Here is a 21,612-nt window from a genome sequence, read left to right as displayed (position 1 = left end):
TCAGCGACGTCTTGCCATGGTCGACGTGACCAATCGTGCCAATGTTCACATGAGGCTTAGTGCGCTCGAATTTACCTTTTGCCATGTGATCTCTCCATTCCTGCCAGCCCGTGCGGGCCTTGAATTAAGTTACTGGTGCAACTCGTTTCGAGTTACGCGTATTTCTTCTGGACTTCCTGGGCGACCGCGGTCGGGACCGGCTCGTAATGGTCGAACTGCATCGTGTAGGCCGCGCGGCCCTGGCTCATCGAGCGAAGGTTGTCCACGTATTTGAACATGTTGGCGAGCGGCACCATCGCGTTGATGACCACCGCGACGCCGCGGGCTTCCTGGCCCTGGATCTGGCCACGACGGCCGTTCAGGTCGCCGATAACGCTGCCGACGTAATCTTCCGGCGTCACCACCTCGACCTTCATGATCGGCTCGAGCAACTGCACGCCAAGCTTGGGCGCTGCTTCACGGAAGCAGGCGCGGCCGGCGATTTCGAAGGCCAGAACCGACGAGTCCACGTCGTGGTAGGCGCCATCGATCAGCGTCGCCTTGACGCCGATCATCGGGAAGCCGGCGAACGGGCCCGAGGTCATGACGCTGTTGATGCCCTTTTCGACACCGGGGATGTATTCCTTCGGCACAGCGCCGCCGACAATCTTGGTTTCGAACTCGAATTCGCTGCTTTCCGGATTCGGCTCGAACAGGATCTTGACGCGGGCGAACTGGCCGGTACCGCCGGTCTGCTTCTTGTGCGTGTAGTCCTGCTCGTGCTTGCGGGTGATCGTCTCGCGGTAGGCCACCTGCGGCGCGCCGACATTGGCCTCGACCTTGAACTCGCGACGCATGCGGTCGACGATGATGTCGAGGTGAAGTTCGCCCATGCCGGAGATGATCGTCTGGCCGCTTTCCTCGTCGGTCTTGACGCGGAAGGACGGATCCTCGGCGGCCAGGCGGTGAAGGGCGAGACCCATCTTTTCCTGGTCGTTCTTGGTCTTCGGCTCGATGGCGATCTGGATGACCGGATCGGGGAATTCCATGCGCTCGAGGATGACCGGATGCAGCGGATCACTGAGCGTATCGCCGGTGGTGGTGTCCTTGAGACCAGCGAGGGCGACGATGTCGCCGGCAAACGCCTCTTCGACGTCGGCGCGCGAATTCGCATGCATCTGCAACATGCGGCCGATCCGTTCTTTCTTGCCCTTCACGGTGTTGTCGACTGAGATGCCCTTGGTGAGCTTGCCCGAATAGATGCGGGCAAAGGTGAGCGAACCGACGAACGGGTCGTTCATGATCTTGAAGGCGAGCATCGACAGCGGCTCGTTGTCGTCGGCATGACGCTCGATCTCGGCGTCGGTCTTGGCGTCGACGCCCTTGATGGCAGGCACATCGGCCGGCGACGGCAGATATTCGACGACGGCGTCGAGCAGCGGCTGCACGCCCTTGTTCTTGAAGGCCGAGCCGCAGAACATTGGATAGAACTTCACCGCGATCGTGCCCTTGCGGATGAGCGCACGGATCTCGTCGTTGCTCGGCATCTTGCCTTCGAGGTAATTCTCGAGCGCCGTTTCGTCCATTTCGACGGCGGCCTCAATCATCTTCTCGCGGTATTCTTCGGCACGAGCCTTGAGGTCGGCAGGGATCTCGACGATGTCCCAGGCAGCGCCCAGCGTCTCGTCGCGCCAGACCAGCGCGTTCATCTCGACGAGATCGACGACACCCTTGAACTCGGTCTCGGCGCCGATCGGCAACTGCATGACGACGGCATGCGCACCGAGGCGCGAACCGATCATCTCGACCGAGCGGTAAAAGTCGGCGCCGATCTTGTCCATCTTGTTGCAGAAGATCATGCGCGGCACGCGATACTTGTCGGCCTGGCGCCAGACAGTCTCCGTCTGCGGCTCGACACCGGCATTGGCATCGAGCAGCGCGATGGCGCCGTCGAGCACGCGCAGCGAACGCTCGACCTCGATGGTGAAGTCGACGTGGCCGGGGGTGTCGATGATGTTGAAGCGATACATCTTGCCGTCGCGACCCTTCCAGAAGGTCGTGGTGGCGGCCGACGTGATGGTGATGCCGCGCTCCTGCTCCTGCTCCATCCAGTCCATGGTGGCAGCGCCGTCGTGGACTTCGCCGATCTTGTGCGACTTGCCCGTGTAATAGAGGACGCGCTCGGTGGTCGTCGTCTTGCCGGCGTCGATATGCGCCATGATACCGAAATTGCGGTAGTCTTCGATTTTATATTCGCGGGCCATGGGAGGTGCCTCTTCAGTCTCGTTCGCGCTTTACCAGCGGTAGTGCGCGAAAGCGCGGTTGGCTTCTGCCATCTTGTGGGTGTCTTCACGCTTCTTGACGGCGGTGCCGCGGTTGTTGGCCGCATCCATCAGCTCGCCGGAGAGGCGGTCGACCATGGTGGTCTCGTTGCGGTTGCGGGCGGCAGCGATCAGCCAGCGGATGGCCAATGCCTGCCGGCGCTCGGGTCGCACGTCGACCGGAACCTGGTATGTGGCGCCGCCGACGCGGCGGGAACGCACTTCCACATGCGGCGCGACATTGTCGAGCGCCTGATGGAAGACGGTGACCGGCTCCTGCTTGGTCTTGGACTGGACCTGGTCGAGCGCGCCGTAGACGATGGTCTCGGCAACCGACTTCTTGCCATCATACATGACGGCATTCATGAACTTGGTGACGATCAGATCGCCGAACTTCGGGTCCGGATTGATCTCACGCTTTTCTGCACTGTGACGACGGGACATTTTTTCTCTGCCTCAATTCTACGCGGTGGCCTGGATCCCGGATCGTCGCTTGACGCCGTCCGGAACGACCTTGGCTACGCTTCGGTCACTTCGGACGCTTGGCGCCGTATTTCGAACGGCGCTGCTTGCGGTTCTTCACGCCTTGCGTGTCGAGCACGCCGCGGATGATGTGGTAACGGACGCCCGGAAGATCCTTGACGCGGCCGCCACGGATCATCACCACCGAGTGCTCCTGAAGGTTGTGGCCTTCGCCGGGGATGTAACCGATCACTTCAAAACCATTGGTCAGGCGGATCTTGGCCACCTTGCGCAGCGCCGAGTTCGGCTTCTTCGGCGTCGTGGTGTAGACGCGCGTGCAGACGCCCCGCTTCTGCGGGTTCTGCTGCATGGCCGGGACCTTGTTGCGCTTCACCGGCGCAATGCGCGGCTTGCGGATCAGCTGGTTGACGGTAGGCATTAAACCCTCTTGTCTCTCAATTCCGTGTCTTGCCCGGTCAGGGCCGCTCAAAGCGTCATTTCCATACGCAAATTCGGGCCACAAACCGCGCCTCGCGGTCTTGCCCGAACAAATGGCAGAGGAAGCGGAAGCCGCTTCATGCACGCCGGAAATGTCTTTTCGCTCGTAAAACGAACCCTGTTTGAGGCAAACTCCAAAGCGTGTCGCTTCGGAAGCGAGAGCCTCACATCGGTTCTGACTGGGCGGCTTCTACTCGTGTGGCCACTGTCCGTCAACCCCGGAGCGGCAAATATTGCGCTGAACCCGAGGTTTGGCAGCCATGCGAAAAACGCATGTAATTTTCTTGCGCCGTTTTTCAAGAGGAAGGCAGAAAGTGACCGGCTTGCGGCTGTTTCCACGCCGTGCTTCGTGCGAAAAGGCGGCATGAACAGCCCAAAACCCCTCGCCCGGAGGTACGAACCCGTGAATGACAATGAGGAGCGCCCGGTCACCATTATTACCGGCCGGGTGTGGAAGCGCAAAGGCGGCAAGCCGGAAGGCGTGCATGTGATGCTGGTCGCCCCGGACGACGATTCGGCGGTGCGCCGCGCTCTCGAATCACTTGCCGCGGAAGGTTACGCCGAGGCCGAGCTCGACCAGATCGGCGACCTGGACGGCGTGCCCGACGAGGAGCCGCATCTGTCCGCCTATCAGGGCGCGCTCGAAGGCGAAGTGTCAATCGTGACCTTCGATGTGCCGATCTGAAGAGATCTGAATCGCGGTCGATCTCACGGCCGGCGACAAAAGCCCGGCGACTTGCCCGACACAAGTTCTCTGCTAAGAAGCGACCTCTGGTAAAACCAAGCACACTCAACCTGCGGAGCTCCCATGTCCTCTAATCCCATCAAGCTCGGCATCGTGGGCGTGGGAAAGATCGTCCGCGACCAGCACCTGCCGGCCTTGGCGAAGGACCAGGATTATCGCCTGGTCGCCGCAGCGAGCCGCCACGGCAAAGTCGAAGACATCCCGAATTTCCCGACGATTGAGGCGATGCTCGACTCGGTGCCGGAGCTCGAGGCGGTGTCGCTTTGCATGCCGCCGCAGTTCCGTTATGACGCCGCACGCACGGCGCTGGTGGCGAAAAAGCATGTCTTCCTGGAAAAGCCGCCGGGCGCGACCGTCAGCGAGGTCGAGGACCTGAAAGCGCTGGCGGCAGCGAACGGCGTCTGCCTGTTCGCCAGTTGGCATTCACGCTATGCGCCGGCTGTCGAGGCCGCTCGCGCTTTCCTCGGTTCAACCAAAATCAGATCGGCCGCTATCATCTGGAAGGAAGATGTCCGCCGCTGGCATCCGAATCAGGAATGGATCTGGGCACCGGGCGGCTTCGGCGTCTTCGATCCGGGCATTAACGCACTGTCGATCGCCACCCACATCCTGCCGCCAATGTTCATCAGTTCGGCAGAGCTCGATTTTCCGGAGAACCGTGCATCCCCGGTCGCGGCCCATGTCACCTTCCGCACCTCGGACGGATTGCCAGTGACGATGGAACTCGATTGGCTTCAGACCGGCCCGCAGAGCTGGGACATCCTGGCCGAGACGGACCGGGGTAAAATGGTGCTTTCCGGCGGCGGCTCGAAGCTCGCCGTCGACGGCCGCGTCGTTCACGAGGAGCCGGAAGCGGAATACCCGATGCTTTACAGGCGCTTTGCCGAGATCGTGCGCGCGGGTACCTCCGACGTCGATCTCGCGCCCCTTCAGCACGTCGCCGACGCCTTCATGCTGGGCAAGCGCAATGTGGTGCAAGCTTTTTTCGATTGATCAGCGGGCGTCGGCCGGATCGCATGTCCGGCCACTCACCGCGCAAGTTCAATTGACGATCGCTATAGCAAAGCCGTCATAGCCTTTGGCGCCAACAATCTGGATCGCGGTGCCTTCCAGACGCTTGTGGCTGCCGATGAACGAGAACGCCGCGCGTGCCCCTTCGACATTGGCGTCACGACCATCTTCATTCACCACCGCGCCGTCACGGATGACATTGTCGCAGACGATGACGGTCCCCGGCCTCGAAAGACGCATGGCCCACGACAGATAGTGCGGGTTGTTCGGCTTGTCGGCGTCGATGAAGATGAAGTCGAACGACCCGGCATTCTCGGCGCCTAACGCCGCAAGCGATTGAAGCGCCGGTCCGACCCGCAGTTCTACCGGTCCGACACCCCTGCGCGTTCAAAGTTCGACCGCGCGACACTGGCGTGGTGCGGGTCAAGCTCGAGTGTCACGACCTTGCCGTCCACGGGCAACGCTCGCGCCATCCAGATTGTCGAGTAGCCGCCCAACGTGCCGATTTCGAGTACCTTCTTGGCTCCCTGCATTCCCGCAAGAAGTGACAGCAGCTTGCCTTGTGCCGGCGAAACATCGATCGCCGGCAGGCCGTGGTCATGGTTGGCCGCCAGAACGGCATCGAGGGCGGGATCCGCATCGAAAAAAGCCTCGACAATGTAGTCGTCGACAGAAGCCCAGGTCTTCATGCTCATCGTTTTCTTCTCCGATCCGATTAGAGAACCAAAATGCGAAAAGGGGCCACTTGGGCCCCTTTTCTATCTTCTCTTTCTTGTGCGCTTACTGCGCGGCGGAAGCCATGTCGGTCAGCATCGGCTCGGCGACCTCGACGCCGGACGCCTTGCGGCGCTCGTCGATGATCAGTTCGTCGCGCGAGGTGGCGATGCGCCGGATCTGGCTCATCGTGCCGCCGGTGCCGGCCGGGATCAGCCGGCCGACGATGACGTTTTCCTTCAGCCCCTGCAGCATGTCGGTCTTGCCGGCAACCGCAGCTTCGGTCAGCACCCTCGTCGTCTCCTGGAAGGAGGCGGCCGAGATGAAGGACGGCGTCTGCAGCGAGGCCTTGGTGATGCCGAGCAACACCGGCTGGCCTTCTGCCGGCTTCTTGCCTTCCTCGACCAGGCGCTCGTTGACCTCTTCCAGTTCGATCACGTCGACGTGGTCGCCCGGAATGTAGGTCGAATCGCCCTGCGTGGTGATCTCGACCTTCTGCAGCATCTGGCGAACGATCACCTCGATGTGCTTGTCGTTGATCGACACGCCCTGCAGTCGGTAGACCTCCTGGATTTCGTTGACGAGGTAGGAGGCAAGCGCCTCCACGCCCTTGATCGCCAGGATGTCGTGCGGCGCCGGATTGCCGTCGAGGATGTAGTCGCCCTTCTCGATGACGTCGCCGTCCTGGAGATGGAACGGCTTGCCCTTCGGGATCAGGTATTCGACCGGCTCAAGCGTCGAGTCATGCGGTTCGATGATGATACGGCGCTTGTTCTTGTAGTCGCGGCCGAAGCGGATCGTGCCATCGATCTCGGCGATGATGGCGTGATCCTTCGGACGGCGTGCCTCGAACAGCTCGGCAACACGCGGCAGACCGCCGGTGATGTCCTTGGTCTTGGCGCTTTCCATCGGAATACGCGCCAGCACGTCGCCGGGGCGAACCTGTGCGCCCGGCTCGACCGAAAGAATGGCCTCGACCGAGAGCAGGAAGCGGGCGTCGCCACCCTTCGACAGCTTGCCGACCTTACCCTTGGCATCCAGGACGGCGATCGCCGGCTTGAGGTCGTTGCCGCGTGGCGTCGAACGCCAGTCGATGACCTCGCGCTTGGTGATGCCGGTCGATTCGTCGGCGGTTTCCTGAACGGAAATGCCGTCGACCAGATCCTCGAACGCGACCTTGCCCTCGATTTCGGTGAGGACCGGGCGGGTATAAGGATCCCACTCGGCGATACGCTGGCCGCGCTTCACCTTGTCGCCATCGTCGACGAAGATGCGCGAACCGTAGGTGACGCGGTGCGTGGCGCGTTCCTTGCCGGCCTCGTCGAGGATCAGCACCGCCATATTGCGGCCCATGACCATCAGCTGGCCGTCGGAGTTGCGCACCACGTTGCGGTTGCGGATCTCGACCTTGCCCTCGTACGAGGCTTCAAGGAACGAGGAATCCACCACCTGCGCCGTGCCGCCCATGTGGAAGGTGCGCATGGTGAGCTGGGTGCCCGGCTCGCCGATCGACTGCGCCGCGATGACGCCGACAGCCTCGCCCTGGTTGACGGGCGTGCCGCGGGCCAGATCGCGTCCGTAGCAGACCGCGCAGACGCCGACCCTGACCTCGCAGGTCAGCGCCGAACGGATGCGGACCGATTGCACGCCGGCCTTTTCGATCAGTTCCACGTCACGCTCGTCCATCAGCGTTCCGGCCTTGACCAGAACCTCGCCGGTGACCGGGTGGGTGATGTCGTCGAGCGAGGTGCGGCCGAGAACGCGCTGGCCAACCGAGGCGACGACCTGACCGGCATCGACGATCGGCTGCATGGTGAGGCCCTTGTCGGTGCCGCAGTCGAGCGAGTTGACGATGCAGTCCTGTGCCACGTCGACGAGACGACGCGTCAGATAACCCGAGTTCGCCGTCTTCAAGGCGGTGTCGGCCAGACCCTTGCGGGCGCCGTGGGTCGAGTTGAAGTACTCGAGCACGGTGAGGCCTTCCTTGAAGTTCGAGATGATCGGCGTCTCGATGATTTCACCGCTAGGCTTGGCCATCAGACCGCGCATGCCGGCGAGCTGGCGCATCTGGGTGGGCGAACCGCGCGCACCGGAGTGCGACATCATGTAGATCGAGTTCATCGGCTTCTGACGGCCGTTGTCCTCGAACTCGACAGCCTTGATGCGGGCCATCATTTCGTCGGCGACCTTTTCCGAGCACTTGGCCCAGGCGTCGACGACCTTGTTGTACTTCTCGCCCTGGGTGATCAGGCCGTCATTGTACTGCTGCTCGTACTCCTTGGCCAAAGCCTCGGTGTCGGACACCAGCTTGATCTTGGCGTCCGGAATCAGCATGTCGTCCTTGCCGAACGAAATGCCGGCACGGCAGGCGTGGCTGAAGCCGAGAGCCATGATGCGATCGCAGAAAATGACCGTCTCCTTCTGACCGCAATGGCGGTAGACGGTGTCGATCATCTTGGAGATGTTCTTCTTGGTCATCTCCTGGTTGGCGGTCTCGTACGGCACATTGTGGTTCTTCGGCAGAAGTTCGCCGATGATCATGCGGCCAGGCGTAGTGTCGTAGATCTTCGACACGACCTTGCCGTCGGCGTCGACCGTACGGAAGCGCCCCTTGATCTTGGCATGCAGCGTCACCGCCTTGGTCTCGAGCGCGTGCTGGAGCTCGCCCATGTCGGCAAACACCATGCCCTCGCCCGGCTCGTTCTGGTTGACGATCGAGAGATAGTAGAGACCGAGAACCATGTCCTGCGACGGCACGATGATCGGCGCACCGGAAGCCGGGTGCAGGATGTTGTTGGTCGACATCATCAGCACGCGGGCTTCGAGCTGCGCTTCCAGCGACAGCGGCACGTGGACCGCCATCTGGTCGCCGTCGAAGTCGGCATTGAAGGCCGTGCAGACCAGCGGGTGAAGCTGGATCGCCTTGCCTTCGATCAGGATCGGCTCGAACGCCTGGATGCCGAGGCGGTGCAGCGTCGGCGCGCGGTTCAACAGCACCGGATGCTCGCGGATGACCTCGTCGAGGATATCCCAGACCTCCGGACGCTCCTTCTCGACCAACTTCTTCGCTTGCTTGACGGTCGAGGAGTAACCCTTGGCGTCGAGACGGGCGTAGATGAAGGGCTTGAAAAGTTCGAGCGCCATCTTCTTCGGCAGGCCGCACTGGTGCAGCTTGAGCTCCGGACCGGTGACGATGACCGAGCGGCCGGAATAGTCGACGCGCTTGCCGAGCAGGTTCTGGCGGAACCGGCCCTGCTTGCCCTTCAGCATGTCGGACAGCGACTTCAGCGGACGCTTGTTGGCGCCGGTGATGACGCGGCCGCGACGGCCGTTGTCGAACAGTGCATCGACGGCTTCCTGCAGCATGCGCTTTTCATTGCGCACGATGATGCCGGGCGCGCGCAGCTCGATCAGCCGCTTCAAGCGGTTGTTGCGGTTGATGACGCGGCGATAAAGGTCGTTCAGGTCGGAGGTGGCGAAACGGCCGCCGTCCAGCGGGACAAGCGGACGCAGGTCCGGCGGAATCACCGGAACCACCTTCATGATCATCCATTCCGGACGGTTGCCGGATTCCATGAAGTTCTCGACGACCTTGAGCCGCTTCAGGTACTTCTTCTGCTTGAGCTCGGAGGTGGTCGAAGCCAGTTCCGAACGCAGATCGCCGGCGATCTTCTCGAGGTCCATGCCGGCCAGAAGGTCGTGGATCGCCTCGGCGCCGATCATGGCGGTGAACGAGTCCTCGCCATACTCGTCGACGGCCATCATGTACTCTTCCTCGCTGAGCAGCTGGTGCTCCTTCAGCGCGGTGAGGCCGGGTTCGGTGACGATGTAGTTCTCGAAGTAGAGGACCCGCTCAATGTCCTTCAGCGTCATGTCGAGCAGCGTGCCGATGCGCGACGGCAGCGACTTCAGGAACCAGATATGGGCGACCGGTGCCGCCAGTTCGATATGGCCCATGCGCTCGCGGCGGACGCGCGACAGCGTGACTTCGACGCCGCACTTCTCGCAGATGACGCCCTTGTACTTCATGCGCTTGTACTTGCCGCACAGGCACTCATAGTCCTTGATCGGACCAAAAATGCGCGCGCAGAACAGACCGTCACGCTCCGGCTTGAAGGTGCGGTAGTTGATGGTCTCCGGCTTCTTGATCTCGCCGAACGACCAGGACAGAATCTTCTCAGGGCTGGCAAGCGAGATCCTGATGGAATCGAACACCTGCGCGGGCGCCTGGGGATTGAAGAGATTCATGACCTCTTGGTTCATGCCGTTCTCCTTTTCGGGGTCCTCGAAACCCCTTGCATCTAGCGCGGGCCAAACGCCCGCCGACTTGATCGGCCATCGGCCGAAGAATTTGGGTGCGCCCCGGTCGCGAGAGCCCTCTCCCGCGACCGAGCGTCTTGCTTATTCGGCCGCGTCGGGCAGCCGGATCGGGTTGTCGTCGAGTTTGGTGTTCTCCAGCTCGACATTGAGGCCGAGAGACCGCATTTCCTTGACGAGAACGTTGAAGCTCTCGGGGATGCCGGCTTCGAAGGTGTCGTCGCCTCTGACGATCGCCTCGTAGACCTTGGTGCGGCCGGCGACGTCGTCCGACTTCACCGTCAGCATCTCCTGCAGCGTGTAGGCGGCGCCGTATGCTTCGAGCGCCCAGACCTCCATCTCGCCGAAGCGCTGGCCACCGAACTGCGCCTTGCCGCCCAGCGGCTGCTGGGTAACGAGCGAGTACGGCCCGATCGAACGCGCGTGGATCTTGTCGTCCACAAGGTGGTGAAGCTTGAGCATATATATATAGCCCATCGTCACTTTGCGATCGAACGGCTCGCCGGTGCGTCCGTCATAGAGCTGCGACTGACCGCTGGTGTGCAGGCCCGCCTGCTCCAGCATGATGTTAATGTCGGCCTCGTGCGCGCCGTCGAACACCGGTGTCGCGATGGAGACGCCGCGGCGCATCTGCTCGCTGAGGCGAATGATGCTCTCGTCGTCATATTCGCGGATCGGCTCGTTGCGGTCGTTGGCCGGCATGAAGCTCTCGAGCGTCTTGCGCAGCGGCTTGATGTCGCCCGCAGTCTTGTACGCGTCGATCAGATCGCCAATCTTCTTGCCCATTCCGGCGCAAGCCCAGCCCAGATGCGTTTCCAGGATCTGGCCGACATTCATGCGCGACGGCACACCCAGCGGGTTGAGCACGATATCGGCATGCGTGCCGTCCTCGAGGAAAGGCATGTCCTCGACCGGAACGATCCGCGACACGACACCCTTGTTGCCGTGCCGGCCGGCCATCTTGTCGCCGGGCTGCATCTTGCGCTTCACGGCCACGAAGACCTTGACCATCTTCATGACGCCCGGAGGCATTTCGTCGCCGCGCTGCACCTTCTCGACCTTGTCCATGAAGCGCTGCTCGAGCGCCTTCTTGGAATCGTCGTACTGGCCACGCAGGGCTTCCAGCTCGCTCTGGAGCTTTTCGTTCTCCACGGCAAACTGCCACCACTGCGAACGCGGATACTCGTCCAGCGTGTCCTTCGACAGCTTCGAGCCCTTCTTGAAGCCCTTCGGCCCGGCAATCGCTTCCTTGCCGACAAGAACGTCGGAAAGGCGCGAATAGACGTTGCGGTCGAGGATCGCCTGCTCGTCGTCGCGGTCCTTGGCGAGGCGTTCGATCTCCTCGCGCTCGATCGCCATGGCGCGCTCGTCCTTCTCGACGCCGTGGCGGTTGAAGACACGCACTTCGACGACGGTCCCGAAGGTTCCCGGAGGCATGCGCATCGAGGTGTCGCGCACGTCCGAGGCCTTTTCACCGAAGATGGCGCGCAGCAGCTTTTCTTCCGGCGTCATCGGGCTTTCGCCCTTCGGCGTGATCTTGCCGACCAGGATGTCGCCCGGCTGCACTTCCGCACCGATGTAGACGATGCCGGCCTCATCGAGGTTCTTCAGCGCTTCTTCCGAGACGTTCGGGATATCGCGCGTGATCTCCTCCGGCCCGAGCTTGGTGTCGCGGGCCATGACTTCGAACTCCTCGATGTGGATCGAGGTGAAGACGTCGTCGGCGACGATGCGCTCGGACAGAAGGATGGAATCCTCGTAGTTGTAGCCGTTCCACGGCATGAACGCGACCAGCACGTTCCGGCCGAGGGCCAGATCGCCGAGCTCGGTCGACGGGCCGTCGGCAATGATGTCGCCCTTGTTGACCCGGTCGCCCATGCGCACCAGCGGACGCTGGTTGATGCAGGTGTTCTGGTTCGAACGCTGGAACTTCATCAGCCGGTAGATATCGACGCCGGACTTGCCGGGATCGAGATCTTCCGTGGCGCGGATGACGATACGCGTCGCGTCCACCTGGTCGACGATGCCGCCGCGGCGGGCGCCGATGGCGGCGCCCGAGTCACGGGCGACGATCGGCTCCATGCCAGTGCCGACGAACGGCGCTTCGGCGCGCACCAGCGGCACGGCCTGACGCTGCATATTCGAGCCCATCAGCGCACGGTTGGCGTCGTCGTTCTCGAGGAACGGGATCAGGGCCGCGGCCACCGACACCATCTGCTTCGGCGATACGTCCATCAGATCGACGTTTTCGCGCGGCGCCATCATCACTTCGCCGGCGTTGCGGCAAATGACGAATTCGTCGACGAAATGACCATTCTTGTCGAGCTCGGCATTGGCCTGCGCGACGTGGTGCTTGGCCTCTTCCATAGCCGACAGGTAAACGACCTCATTGGTCAGCTTGCCATTGACGATCTTGCGGTACGGGCTCTCGATGAAGCCGTATTTGTTGACCCGCGCGAAGGTCGCCAGCGAGTTGATCAGGCCGATATTCGGGCCTTCCGGCGTCTCGATCGGGCAGATGCGACCGTAATGCGTCGGATGCACGTCGCGCACTTCGAAACCGGCACGCTCGCGGGTCAGACCGCCCGGTCCAAGCGCCGAAAGACGGCGCTTGTGGGTGATCTCCGACAGCGGGTTGGTCTGATCCATGAACTGCGACAGCTGCGAGGAACCGAAGAACTCGCGCACGGCGGCAGCCGCCGGCTTGGCGTTGATCAGGTCCTGCGGCATCACCGTGTCGATCTCGATCGAGGACATGCGTTCCTTGATCGCGCGCTCCATGCGCAGCAGCCCGACGCGGTACTGGTTCTCCATCAGCTCGCCGACCGAGCGCACGCGGCGATTGCCGAGATTGTCGATGTCGTCGATCTCGCCCTTGCCGTCGCGCAGTTCGACCAGCGTCTTGACCACGGCCAGGATGTCCTCTTTGCGCAGCACGCGCACGGTGTCCTCGGCCTTGAGCTCGAGGCGCATGTTCATCTTGACGCGGCCGACGGCCGACAAGTCGTAGCGCTCGCTGTCGAAGAACAGCGAGTTGAACATGGCTTCGGCGGTCTCGAGCGTCGGCGGCTCGCCCGGGCGCATGACACGATAGATGTCGAACAGTGCGTCCTGGCGGCTCTCGTTCTTGTCGACGTTGAGCGTGTTGCGGATATAGGCGCCGACGTTGACATGGTCGATGTCGAGAACCTTGATCTCGTCCTCGCCGGTGCCGAGCAGCACTTTCAGCGTCTTTTCGTCGATCTCGTCGCCGGCTTCGAGGAATATCTCACCGGTCGCATAGTTGACGATATCCTCGGCGAGATAGTTGCCGAGCAGATCCTCGTCGGTCGCCTTGATCGCCTTGAGACCCTTTTCGCCAAGCGCCCTGGCCTGGCGGGCAGTGATCTTCTTGCCGGCCTCGACGACGACCTCGCCGGTGTCGGCGTCAACCAGGTCACCAACGGCCTTGAGGCCGCGGAAACGCTCGACGTTGAACGGGATACGCCAATGGTCGCCGGCGCGCTTGTAGGTGATCTTGTTGTAGAAGGTCGACAGGATCTCTTCGCCGTCCATGCCGAGCGCCATCAGCAGCGACGTGACCGGAATCTTGCGGCGGCGGTCGATACGGGCGTGCACGACGTCCTTGCTATCGAACTCGATGTCGAGCCATGAGCCGCGATAGGGAATAACGCGCGCGGCAAACAGAAGCTTGCCGGACGAGTGCGACTTGCCCTTGTCATGGTCGAAGAAGACGCCCGGCGAACGGTGCATCTGCGAGACGATGACGCGCTCGGTGCCGTTGACGATGAAGGTGCCGTTCAAGGTCATGAGCGGCATGTCGCCCATGTAAACGTCCTGCTCCTTGATGTCCTTGATCGACTTCGCGCCGGTATCCTCGTCGATATCGAACACGATGAGGCGCAGCGTCACCTTGAGCGGCGCCGCGTAGGTCAGGTCGCGCTGACGGCATTCGTCAACGTCGAATTTCGGTCCCTCGAACTCGTACTTCACGAATTCCAGCATCGAGGAGCCGGAAAAATCGGAAATCGGGAAGACCGACTTGAAAACTGCCTGCAGCCCCTCGTCAGGACGCCCGCCCTTGGGCTCCTCCACCATCAGGAACTGGTCATAGGATGCCTTCTGAACCTCGATCAGGTTCGGCATCTCCGCAACTTCCGGGATCTTTCCGAAAAACTTGCGTACGCGTCTGCGGCCATTGAAAGTCTGGGTCTGGGCCATCGTCGCTCCTTAGCTCAATTCTCGGGACGAGCCTCGCCGCGGCTCGCCTTGCATCTCGGGCCACCTTGGCGGCCCTGTCTTGTTGCCCGCCGCCTGTCGGCGGCTTCTTGTCTTTTCACCCACCACCAATTGGCGGTGGGCCAGAAACGGGAGAAAACCCGTTTCCTGAAGGCCGGTTTGCGGCCCTCAGGAAAGAGGTTTTCGCACTCTTCGCGCTATGAGCCTCCCCTAGACGTGATGGGAGTGGCGGGCGGCGCGACGCCGTCCGCCGGTACTCAACGCTTACTTCAGTTCAACCTTGGCGCCGGCTGCTTCCAGCTGGGCCTTGAACTTGTCCGCGTCGGCCTTGGAAACGCCTTCCTTGACCGGCTTCGGAGCCGCCTCGACCAGGTCCTTGGCTTCCTTGAGGCCAAGACCGGTGATGGCGCGAACTTCCTTGATGACGTTGATCTTCTGAGCGCCTGCCTCGGTGAGGACGACGTCGAATTCCGTCTTTTCCTCGACAGGAGCAGCAGCGGCCGCAGCGCCGCCGGCAGCGGCAACCGCCACCGGAGCAGCGGCGGAAACGCCCCACTTTTCTTCAAGAAGCTTCGACAGCTCGGCCGCCTCGAGGACGGTCAGCTTCGAAAGGTCGTCTACGATCTTTGCCAGATCAGCCATTGCAATGTTCCTTCATAAGGTTCGAACGTGTGTTTGTGATAGCGAGGAACGGCCTCATGCCGCCTCGTCCTTCCGGGCGTAAGCGCCGATGACGCGCGCGACCGAGGCCGCAGGCGCATTGACGATCTGGGCGATCCGGGTTGCCGGCGTGGCGATCATGCCAACCAGCCTGGCGCGCAGCTCATCGAGCGACGGGAGTGTGGCGAGTGCCTTCACACCGTCGGCGTTGAGCGAGGTGGTGCCCATTGCGCCACCGAGAATGACGAGCTTGTCATTTCCCTTGGCGAAATCGGACGCGACCTTCGGCGCCGCAATCGGATCCTCCGAATAGGCGATCAGCGTCTGTCCCTTGAACAGCTCGATGATCGATGCGGAGTCCGTGCCCTGAAGAGCGATTTTGGCGAGACGGTTCTTCGCGACTTTGACGGTGCCACCGGCGGCGCGCATTTTCGACCGAAGGTCGTTCATTTGCGCGACGGTGATACCGGCGTAGTGGGCCACGACGACTGAACCAGCGCTTGAAAACGCATCATTCAGGCCCGTGACGAGTTCGCGTTTTTCCGCTCTGTCCACTGCCTATCTCCAGTTGACCCCTGCCCTCTACGAAGGACAGGCGTCGGGTTGCCTTTTGCCGGCCGGGCCATCCAGTAACGGATCTCCCGAACGACGCTCGAGGATCCTGCCCCCTTTCGCCACACCTGCCGGCTAGCCGGACGGTGCGCAGACAAAAGGCAAACACGGTTCGAACCTTTCATTGGAGCTTTCGCCCCTTTGTCCGGTCTTCACCCGTCTCATGCAGGCCCACATGAATTAAGGCCCACATCACCTAAGGCTTGGGGCCGCCTGCAATCTCGGACAGGATGTCCGGAAGCCTTTCGACTTCCGGTACCGGGCCACCGACAGGTCGGAGGCCCGGAATTCTTTCACGGATCAGCGTTTTAGCGGCCGATCCAATTGTTCGTATCAGGACGCTGCGAGCGTCGAGACATCGAGCTTGAGGCCCGGGCCCATCGTCGAGGTGACCGACACCTTCTTGACGTAGTTGCCCTTGGCCCCAGCCGGCTTTGCCCTGGTCACCGCGTCTGCGAAGGCGCGGACGTTTTCTTCCAGCGCCTTGACGTCGAACGACACCTTGCCGACGCCGGCATGAACGATGCCGGCCTTCTCGACGCGGAACTCGACGGCGCCGCCCTTCGATGCCTTGACAGCGGCGGCAACGTCAGTGGTGACGGTGCCGACCTTCGGGTTCGGCATCATGCCGCGCGGACCGAGCACTTTGCCGAGACGGCCGACCAGCGGCATCATGTCCGGCGTGGCGATGCAACGGTCAAAGTCGATCGTGCCCTTCTGGACGATGTCGACCAGGTCCTCGGCTCCGACGATGTCGGCGCCGGCGGCCTTGGCCTCTTCGGCCTTGTCGCCGCGCGCGAACACGGCGACGCGAACGCTGCGGCCGGTGCCGTTCGGCAGATTGACCACGCCGCGGACCATCTGGTCGGCATGGCGGGGATCGACGCCGAGGTTCATCGCGACCTCGACGGTCTCATCAAACTTCACCGAGGAGCGATCCTTGAGCAGCTTCAGCGCCTCACCCAAAGCGTAAGCCTTGTTGGGATCGATGCCTTCGCGGGTCTTCGATACACGCTTTGCAATCTTTGCCATGATCTCAGCCCACCACTTCCAGACCCATCGAGCGGGCGGAGCCCTCGACCATGCGCATGGCCGCCTCGACGTCGTTTGCGTTCAGATCCTTCATCTTCTGCTCGGCGATGGCGCGCACCTTGTCGCGGCCGATCGTACCGGCCTTGAGCTTGCCCGGCTCCTTGGAACCCGACTTCAGGTTGGCGGCCTTCTTCAGGAAATAGCTCACCGGCGGCGTCTTCATGACAAAGGTGAACGACTTGTCCTGGTAGTAGGTGATGACGACCGGAACCGGCGAACCCTTTTCCATTTCCTGGGTCTGCGCGTTGAACGCCTTGCAGAACTCCATGATGTTGATGCCACGCTGACCAAGCGCCGGGCCGATCGGGGGCGACGGCGTGGCCGATCCCGCGGAAACCTGGAGCTTGAGCTGGCCTGCAATCTTCTTAGCCATCTCTCTTCCTGCCTTTTCTCATGCCGGTCTTGCCGGCGGTTGCAGTCTGGTGGTGCGGTCCGCGCGGCCGGCTAAAGCCGCATTCGCCTCCCACCCGTTTTTGGCCGCGCGATCTCCGCGCCGCCTTCCCTGCCGCCGAAACCGGTGCAGGGATTTCGGATCAGCCCTTCTCGACCTGTCCGAATTCCAGATCGACCGGCACGGCGCGCCCGAAGATCGATACTTCCACCTTGAGCCGCGCCCGCTCTTCGTCCACTTCCTGGACGAAACCGTTGAACGACGCGAATGGTCCATCCGAAACGCGGATCGCTTCGCCGATCTCGAACGTCACCGACGGCTTCGGCCGCTCGACGCCTTCCTGAACCTGGTTCAGGATACGCTGGGCTTCGGCTTCGGTGATCGGCACCGGCTTGGAGTCGCCCAGGAAACCGGTGACCTTCGGCGTGTTCTTGACGAGCGAGAACACGGCATCGGTCAGATTGGCTTTCAGCAGCACATAGCCCGGAAAGAACTTGCGCTCGGCATCGACCTTGCGGCCGCGGCGGATCTCGACGACCTTCTCGGTCGGCACCACGATCTGCTCGATGTCGGCGGACAGGCCCTTCTGCTTGGCCTTGTTCTCGATGTCCTCGGCGACCTTCTTTTCAAAGTTCGAGTAGGCGTGGACGATGTACCACCGCGCGGTCATTTCAAGACTTCTCCGTAATCGCCGGACTTACTGTCCGAGGCCGAGGATTTTTTCGACCGCAAAGCCCATGGCCACGTCTGCGGTAAAGAAAAAGATCATCGCGATGACCGCGAACACAAGGACCATCACCGTCGAGATCATCGTTTCGCGCCGCGACGGCCAAGTGACCTTGGCGGTCTCCGCGCGAACCTGCTGGAGAAAGGTGAAAGGATTTGTGGTTTTCGAAGCCATATGCCGCTCTGTCTGCAAGACCCGTTGGCCGGGTCTCCTGGATGATCCCGCTGGCCGGGACGTGCCGCTTGAGCGTGCGTTCGCGCCGAATCAGCGCAATCATTTCGCCCATGCAAATCAGACGCGTAAAGCCGGCTTCCCAGCTCCACGCGTCGCGTGTCTGTTTCGTCTACATAAAACCGATTCTTGATCCACGCAAGTGGCAAGTGTCCGCTTTATGCCCAAACGCCGCCTCGGAACCATCCAGTCGTTCCGTCCCGGCTATGCGGCCCTTATGCCGCAACTTATGCTATATGGCAAGTCACAAGCCGGTTTTCAAAGGCCGCACTGCAAAAGAATCGTTTTAGGTATCCATTCGAAGAATGGCACGGGCAGCAGGGCTCGAACCTACGACCTGCGGTTTTGGAGACCGCCGCTCTACCAACTGAGCTATGCCCGTATGCGCATGTCGGCGCAGCAGGCGCTTCCTAAAAGCTTCCGCGCGCTCTGTAAAGAGCGACGTGCGCTACCCGGCCTTCATCTTCGAAAGTCCAGGCGTCCTCCCGGCCATTTCCCGTCGATCCGTTGATTGCTGACGATCAAGCCGACCCATGGACGCACGATTTTCGGGTCGGTCAGATTGATGTATTTTCCCACCAGCCCTTTCGCACCCTGGCGCCGGGCATCGATGAGCCCCTTGCGCACGCCATTATGCCAATCGAACAGCAGGTAAACCCTCTCTCCCGCCGTCTTCACCTCGCCCCGGCCAGACTTCCATTTATCCTCGGTATCGCCCGGGATCGTGGGATCGGCACCGCCGTTCCAACGGCTGGACCAGCTGCCTTCGATGGTGTCGTTGCGGTCGCGGTCGCTTTCGGTGCCCCAGGCCTCGGCATTTTCATCGCTTGGAGTTCCCTCCAGTTTCACGCCGGCGGCGAACGCCGACACCTCCTCGTCGTCGGGAGTGGGGACGTCCATGACGCCAAACGGATTTCGGATTCCGCGGTCGCTGTCAAAGACGCTGTTTGAATTTTTCTTGCCTTCCGATCTCATCGCAAAGCCTCCGGTTTTCAATGTGGCCGCGCCATTCGACGGCGACTTTAAACCGTTAGCCTGGAGGACCGAGACCTCCATAGCCACCCGTTTTCCTGGCCGGCAGGCTTTCGACCGATTCGCGCGCGGTCAGGTTCCCGAAGGCGGCTTGTAAGGCCCGCCCGGCACCCCCCAACCCCAGGCCGGCATTGGTTCCGTCTCGGGATCGCAGGTCGGGCCCTTGTTGGAATTCATCCTGGCCAGCCGCGATCCCCATTCGACATAGGCCATGAAAGCCGAGCGGAATTCGGGATCGTCAGGCAGCCCGATCTCGTCGGCGGCGTCGGCGAGAAGATTGATCCAGCGCCGGCGCTGCTCCTCGGTCAGATGCTTGCCGAGATGGTGCATCACCATCTCGCGATGGCCGCCATGCTTTTCGCTGTAGGTTTTCGGTCCACCGAAAACTTCGCCGATGAAGGCCGCGACGTGAGCGGGATGGTCCGGCGACATGTGCTTGAACACCGGCCCGACGATGGGATCCCGAGAGACGTTGTCGTAGAAGGTTTGGGTCAGGCGGTTCAGCGCTTCGGTGCCACCGGCCCATTCGAACAATGTCGGGGCATCCTGGCTCATTTGCGATCCCTCCCATGCTGGTCTTCAACCGCGCTGGACGATAGCGGAAGCACCGAGCGACCGCTCAACCTGCCTCGATGGGCAGTGCAAGGTTACGCTAAAGCTTCGCCGGAGTCTCTGCCTCGGCGCTGGCGGACGGCAGAACGCGGCAGTTGTCGGGCTTCGGCGACGGCTTGCAGATGGTGGCGCCCGTCAGCGCGTCCACCGATTGCGGCCCCGTCGTCAGTCCAACCTTCAGCATTAGGTCGGGTTCGAGCTGGCGCTCGACCGAGCGCTGCTCGAGCGCGGCGAATAGACCGGGACCAATCGCCATGTCCTCGAGATAGGGCTTAATTATCTGCTGCTGTCCCATCAGGTACATGCCGAGCCGCGCTTGCGGACCGACAAACCGTCTGACGCCGCCGGCAAGCATGAGCGCGCACGCCGAATCGCATACCGCTCCCGAATCGACGGTCAGGCCGGCATAGGCGCCCTCTTTAGCCAAGCAACTCCACTCTCCCGGGTCGCAGCCAACAAAATCGGTGCGGGCGACGGCGATGTCGAGCTTCTTTTCGTGGATAAGTCGCCCCACCGCCAGAGCACTGAACAGGTCGCCTCCTTGTGAGCTGACCACCACCGGCAGCCGTCGGTTGCCAAGCATGGCGAGCAACTGGCGCAGCTTCTGCGGGGTCTGAGGCGCAATCGCGCCTTCGGCCGAGATCCATTCCGGGCAGTTTGGATTGCAAAGCGGGTTGCTGCCGCGGACCAGGACGAAGCGCATGTCTGCGACCTCCTTCGGCCGCGGGGTTTCGAGCCCTGCGGGTGCAGGCTCGGCTTTCGCCACCACTTCGCCGGCCGGCTTCGTGATATTCGCCGGCGCCGGCACCTCCCTGCAACTCGCCGGCAACGGATCGGACGTGCATAGGGTTGGCGCGGTCAGCAGGTCGACGGCATCCCGGCTGGTGACGAGATTCATTTGCAGCATGTCGTAGGGAGCCAATTGCTGGATACCGCTGGCCGGTGTGCTTTTCATGGTCTCGAGCACACCCAGGCCGACGCCCATCTCCTTCAGATAGGCCGCCAGCTTCCGCTCCAGCGGCTTGTTCATCTCATAGGTCTTGTAGCTGCCGGCGTTCTTCCGGCTGACGACCCTGGTGCTGAGTATCTTCTTCTTGCCTTTCACCATGCGATAAGTGGTGCGGTACAGCAATTTCGTCCGGATATAGGTCGTGGTGATCTGATGGACGCCGAGAAAGGCCCATTCCCCGACCACGCGCCGGATGCCACCGGAAAACATCAACGGACAGGCGGAATTGCAGATGGCGCCATCGGCATAAGCATTGCCAAAATAACGGGCGCCCTTGCCGTCGTTTTCCTTGCAGTTCTTCACATCTGGCAGACAGCCGACGAAGCGGGTTTTGCCAACGGCGATATCGAGCTTGTTCTTGCGGATCAGGCGACCAAGTGTCAGCGCCGCTTCGACATTGCCGCCGGGGGAATCGACGACGATCGGCAGCTTTCGGCCGCCAAGCGCTTTCAGCGCGCGTTTGAACAGGGCCGGTGTGCCGGCTTCTATCGAGCCTTCCGCCGATATCCATTCCGGACAGGTCGGCTCGCAGCCCGGCGCGCTGCTGCGGACGACGACGAACCGCATCGTCGGGCCGAAATCCGGCGCGGATTTTTCCGGCGTGGATTTCTTTGCATCCGCTGCGAAGGCAGCGTGGCCCATGGCAAGCAACGACACCAGGCAGATCAGCCCTAGCGACCACCATGCCTGACTATGCAAACGGCGCCATGGAACCATTCGGGCAGCCCCCCTCGATGCAACCTATACTAGTTATGGCAGAGGCGCTTGCAACAGGATTTGAAGCAATGCGGTTAATCCATTGCCAGAATATCAGAATCAAAAGGGCGGCCCGAAGACCGCCCCTTTGCATCCGATCTCAACCGGCAGCGCCGGCGATTACTCTTTGATGGTGACGACGATGCCGGCACCGACGGTGCGGCCGCCTTCACGGATGGCGAAGCGCAGCTTCTCTTCCATGGC

At 61.9% G+C, this 21,612-nt stretch carries 17 protein-coding genes, 1 tRNA gene and 2 pseudogenes; 2 read left to right on the top strand and 18 right to left on the bottom strand.

What is annotated here, in order from left to right; genetic code table 11:
• The 4 genes and pseudogenes from NKH42_RS30025 to rpsL all read right to left on the bottom strand — a co-directional run.
• Positions 1–85: pseudogene (locus tag NKH42_RS30025) on the bottom strand (GTP-binding protein); the annotation flags it as partial.
• A gap of 67 nt (positions 86–152) precedes the next feature.
• On the bottom strand, positions 153–2,243 hold the full coding sequence (fusA, locus tag NKH42_RS30020) for an elongation factor G (RefSeq protein ID WP_254817148.1): 2,091 nt from the start codon (positions 2,241–2,243) through the stop codon (positions 153–155).
• A gap of 30 nt (positions 2,244–2,273) precedes the next feature.
• Complete coding sequence (gene rpsG, locus NKH42_RS30015; protein ID WP_008875664.1) at positions 2,274–2,744, bottom strand: 30S ribosomal protein S7; 471 nt, start codon at positions 2,742–2,744, stop codon at positions 2,274–2,276.
• Between the two features lie 85 nt (positions 2,745–2,829).
• Complete coding sequence (gene rpsL, locus NKH42_RS30010) at positions 2,830–3,201, bottom strand: 30S ribosomal protein S12 (protein WP_006333356.1); 372 nt, start codon at positions 3,199–3,201, stop codon at positions 2,830–2,832.
• A 462-nt stretch (positions 3,202–3,663) separates the two neighbouring features.
• Here rpsL and NKH42_RS30005 point away from each other — a divergent pair, with 462 nt between their 5' ends.
• Positions 3,664–3,945, top strand: a complete 282-nt coding sequence (locus NKH42_RS30005; protein ID WP_254817147.1) for a transcriptional regulator — start codon at positions 3,664–3,666, stop codon at positions 3,943–3,945.
• A 123-nt stretch (positions 3,946–4,068) separates the two neighbouring features.
• On the top strand, positions 4,069–4,998 hold the full coding sequence (locus tag NKH42_RS30000; protein WP_352509899.1) for a Gfo/Idh/MocA family protein: 930 nt from the start codon (positions 4,069–4,071) through the stop codon (positions 4,996–4,998).
• Between the two features lie 48 nt (positions 4,999–5,046).
• On the opposite strand, the pseudogene NKH42_RS29995 reads toward NKH42_RS30000, so the two are convergent.
• The 14 genes and pseudogenes from NKH42_RS29995 to NKH42_RS29930 form a co-directional block, all read right to left on the bottom strand.
• Positions 5,047–5,711: pseudogene (locus tag NKH42_RS29995) on the bottom strand (O-methyltransferase).
• Positions 5,712–5,796: 85 nt separating this feature from the next.
• Entirely contained in the window at positions 5,797–9,993 is a 4,197-nt protein-coding gene (rpoC, locus tag NKH42_RS29990; RefSeq protein WP_352824062.1) for a DNA-directed RNA polymerase subunit beta', read from the bottom strand.
• Positions 9,994–10,131: 138 nt separating this feature from the next.
• Entirely contained in the window at positions 10,132–14,268 is a 4,137-nt protein-coding gene (gene rpoB, locus NKH42_RS29985) for a DNA-directed RNA polymerase subunit beta (protein ID WP_352509951.1), read from the bottom strand.
• A gap of 282 nt (positions 14,269–14,550) precedes the next feature.
• Entirely contained in the window at positions 14,551–14,928 is a 378-nt protein-coding gene (gene rplL / locus NKH42_RS29980; protein WP_140752948.1) for a 50S ribosomal protein L7/L12, read from the bottom strand.
• 54 nt (positions 14,929–14,982) lie between these two features.
• Complete coding sequence (gene rplJ, locus NKH42_RS29975) at positions 14,983–15,501, bottom strand: 50S ribosomal protein L10 (RefSeq protein WP_008875657.1); 519 nt, start codon at positions 15,499–15,501, stop codon at positions 14,983–14,985.
• A gap of 390 nt (positions 15,502–15,891) precedes the next feature.
• Positions 15,892–16,590 carry a 50S ribosomal protein L1 gene (rplA, locus tag NKH42_RS29970; RefSeq protein WP_254817142.1) on the bottom strand — a complete coding sequence of 233 codons (699 nt, stop codon included), beginning with the start codon at positions 16,588–16,590 and terminating at the stop codon, positions 15,892–15,894.
• Between the two features lie 4 nt (positions 16,591–16,594).
• Positions 16,595–17,023 (bottom strand): 50S ribosomal protein L11, encoded by a 429-nt coding sequence (rplK, locus tag NKH42_RS29965; protein ID WP_254817141.1) that lies wholly within the window; start codon positions 17,021–17,023, stop codon positions 16,595–16,597.
• 160 nt (positions 17,024–17,183) lie between these two features.
• The gene (gene nusG / locus NKH42_RS29960; protein WP_006333333.1) at positions 17,184–17,711 is read right to left on the bottom strand and encodes a transcription termination/antitermination protein NusG; all 528 of its coding nucleotides are present in this window, start codon (positions 17,709–17,711) and stop codon (positions 17,184–17,186) included.
• A 27-nt stretch (positions 17,712–17,738) separates the two neighbouring features.
• On the bottom strand, positions 17,739–17,942 hold the full coding sequence (gene secE, locus NKH42_RS29955) for a preprotein translocase subunit SecE (protein ID WP_023680439.1): 204 nt from the start codon (positions 17,940–17,942) through the stop codon (positions 17,739–17,741).
• A 363-nt stretch (positions 17,943–18,305) separates the two neighbouring features.
• Positions 18,306–18,381, bottom strand: a tRNA-Trp gene (locus tag NKH42_RS29950).
• Positions 18,382–18,458: 77 nt separating this feature from the next.
• A complete protein-coding gene (locus NKH42_RS29945; protein WP_352509927.1) occupies positions 18,459–19,055 on the bottom strand; it encodes a hypothetical protein in 597 nt (198 codons plus the stop codon).
• 48 nt (positions 19,056–19,103) lie between these two features.
• Entirely contained in the window at positions 19,104–19,586 is a 483-nt protein-coding gene (locus NKH42_RS29940) for a group II truncated hemoglobin (protein WP_352509926.1), read from the bottom strand.
• A gap of 97 nt (positions 19,587–19,683) precedes the next feature.
• Positions 19,684–21,369 (bottom strand): COG3904 family protein, encoded by a 1,686-nt coding sequence (locus NKH42_RS29935; RefSeq protein ID WP_352509925.1) that lies wholly within the window; start codon positions 21,367–21,369, stop codon positions 19,684–19,686.
• A 159-nt stretch (positions 21,370–21,528) separates the two neighbouring features.
• Positions 21,529–21,612, bottom strand: an 84-nt coding sequence (locus NKH42_RS29930) for an EF-Tu C-terminal domain-related protein (RefSeq protein ID WP_455749504.1), incomplete at its 5' end; no start/stop codon positions are given.

It is taken from the genome of Mesorhizobium sp. M1142 (assembly GCF_040318565.1).
In the GTDB taxonomy this organism is placed as follows: domain Bacteria; phylum Pseudomonadota; class Alphaproteobacteria; order Rhizobiales; family Rhizobiaceae; genus Mesorhizobium.
This window is presented reverse-complemented; position numbering and strand designations above follow the sequence as displayed.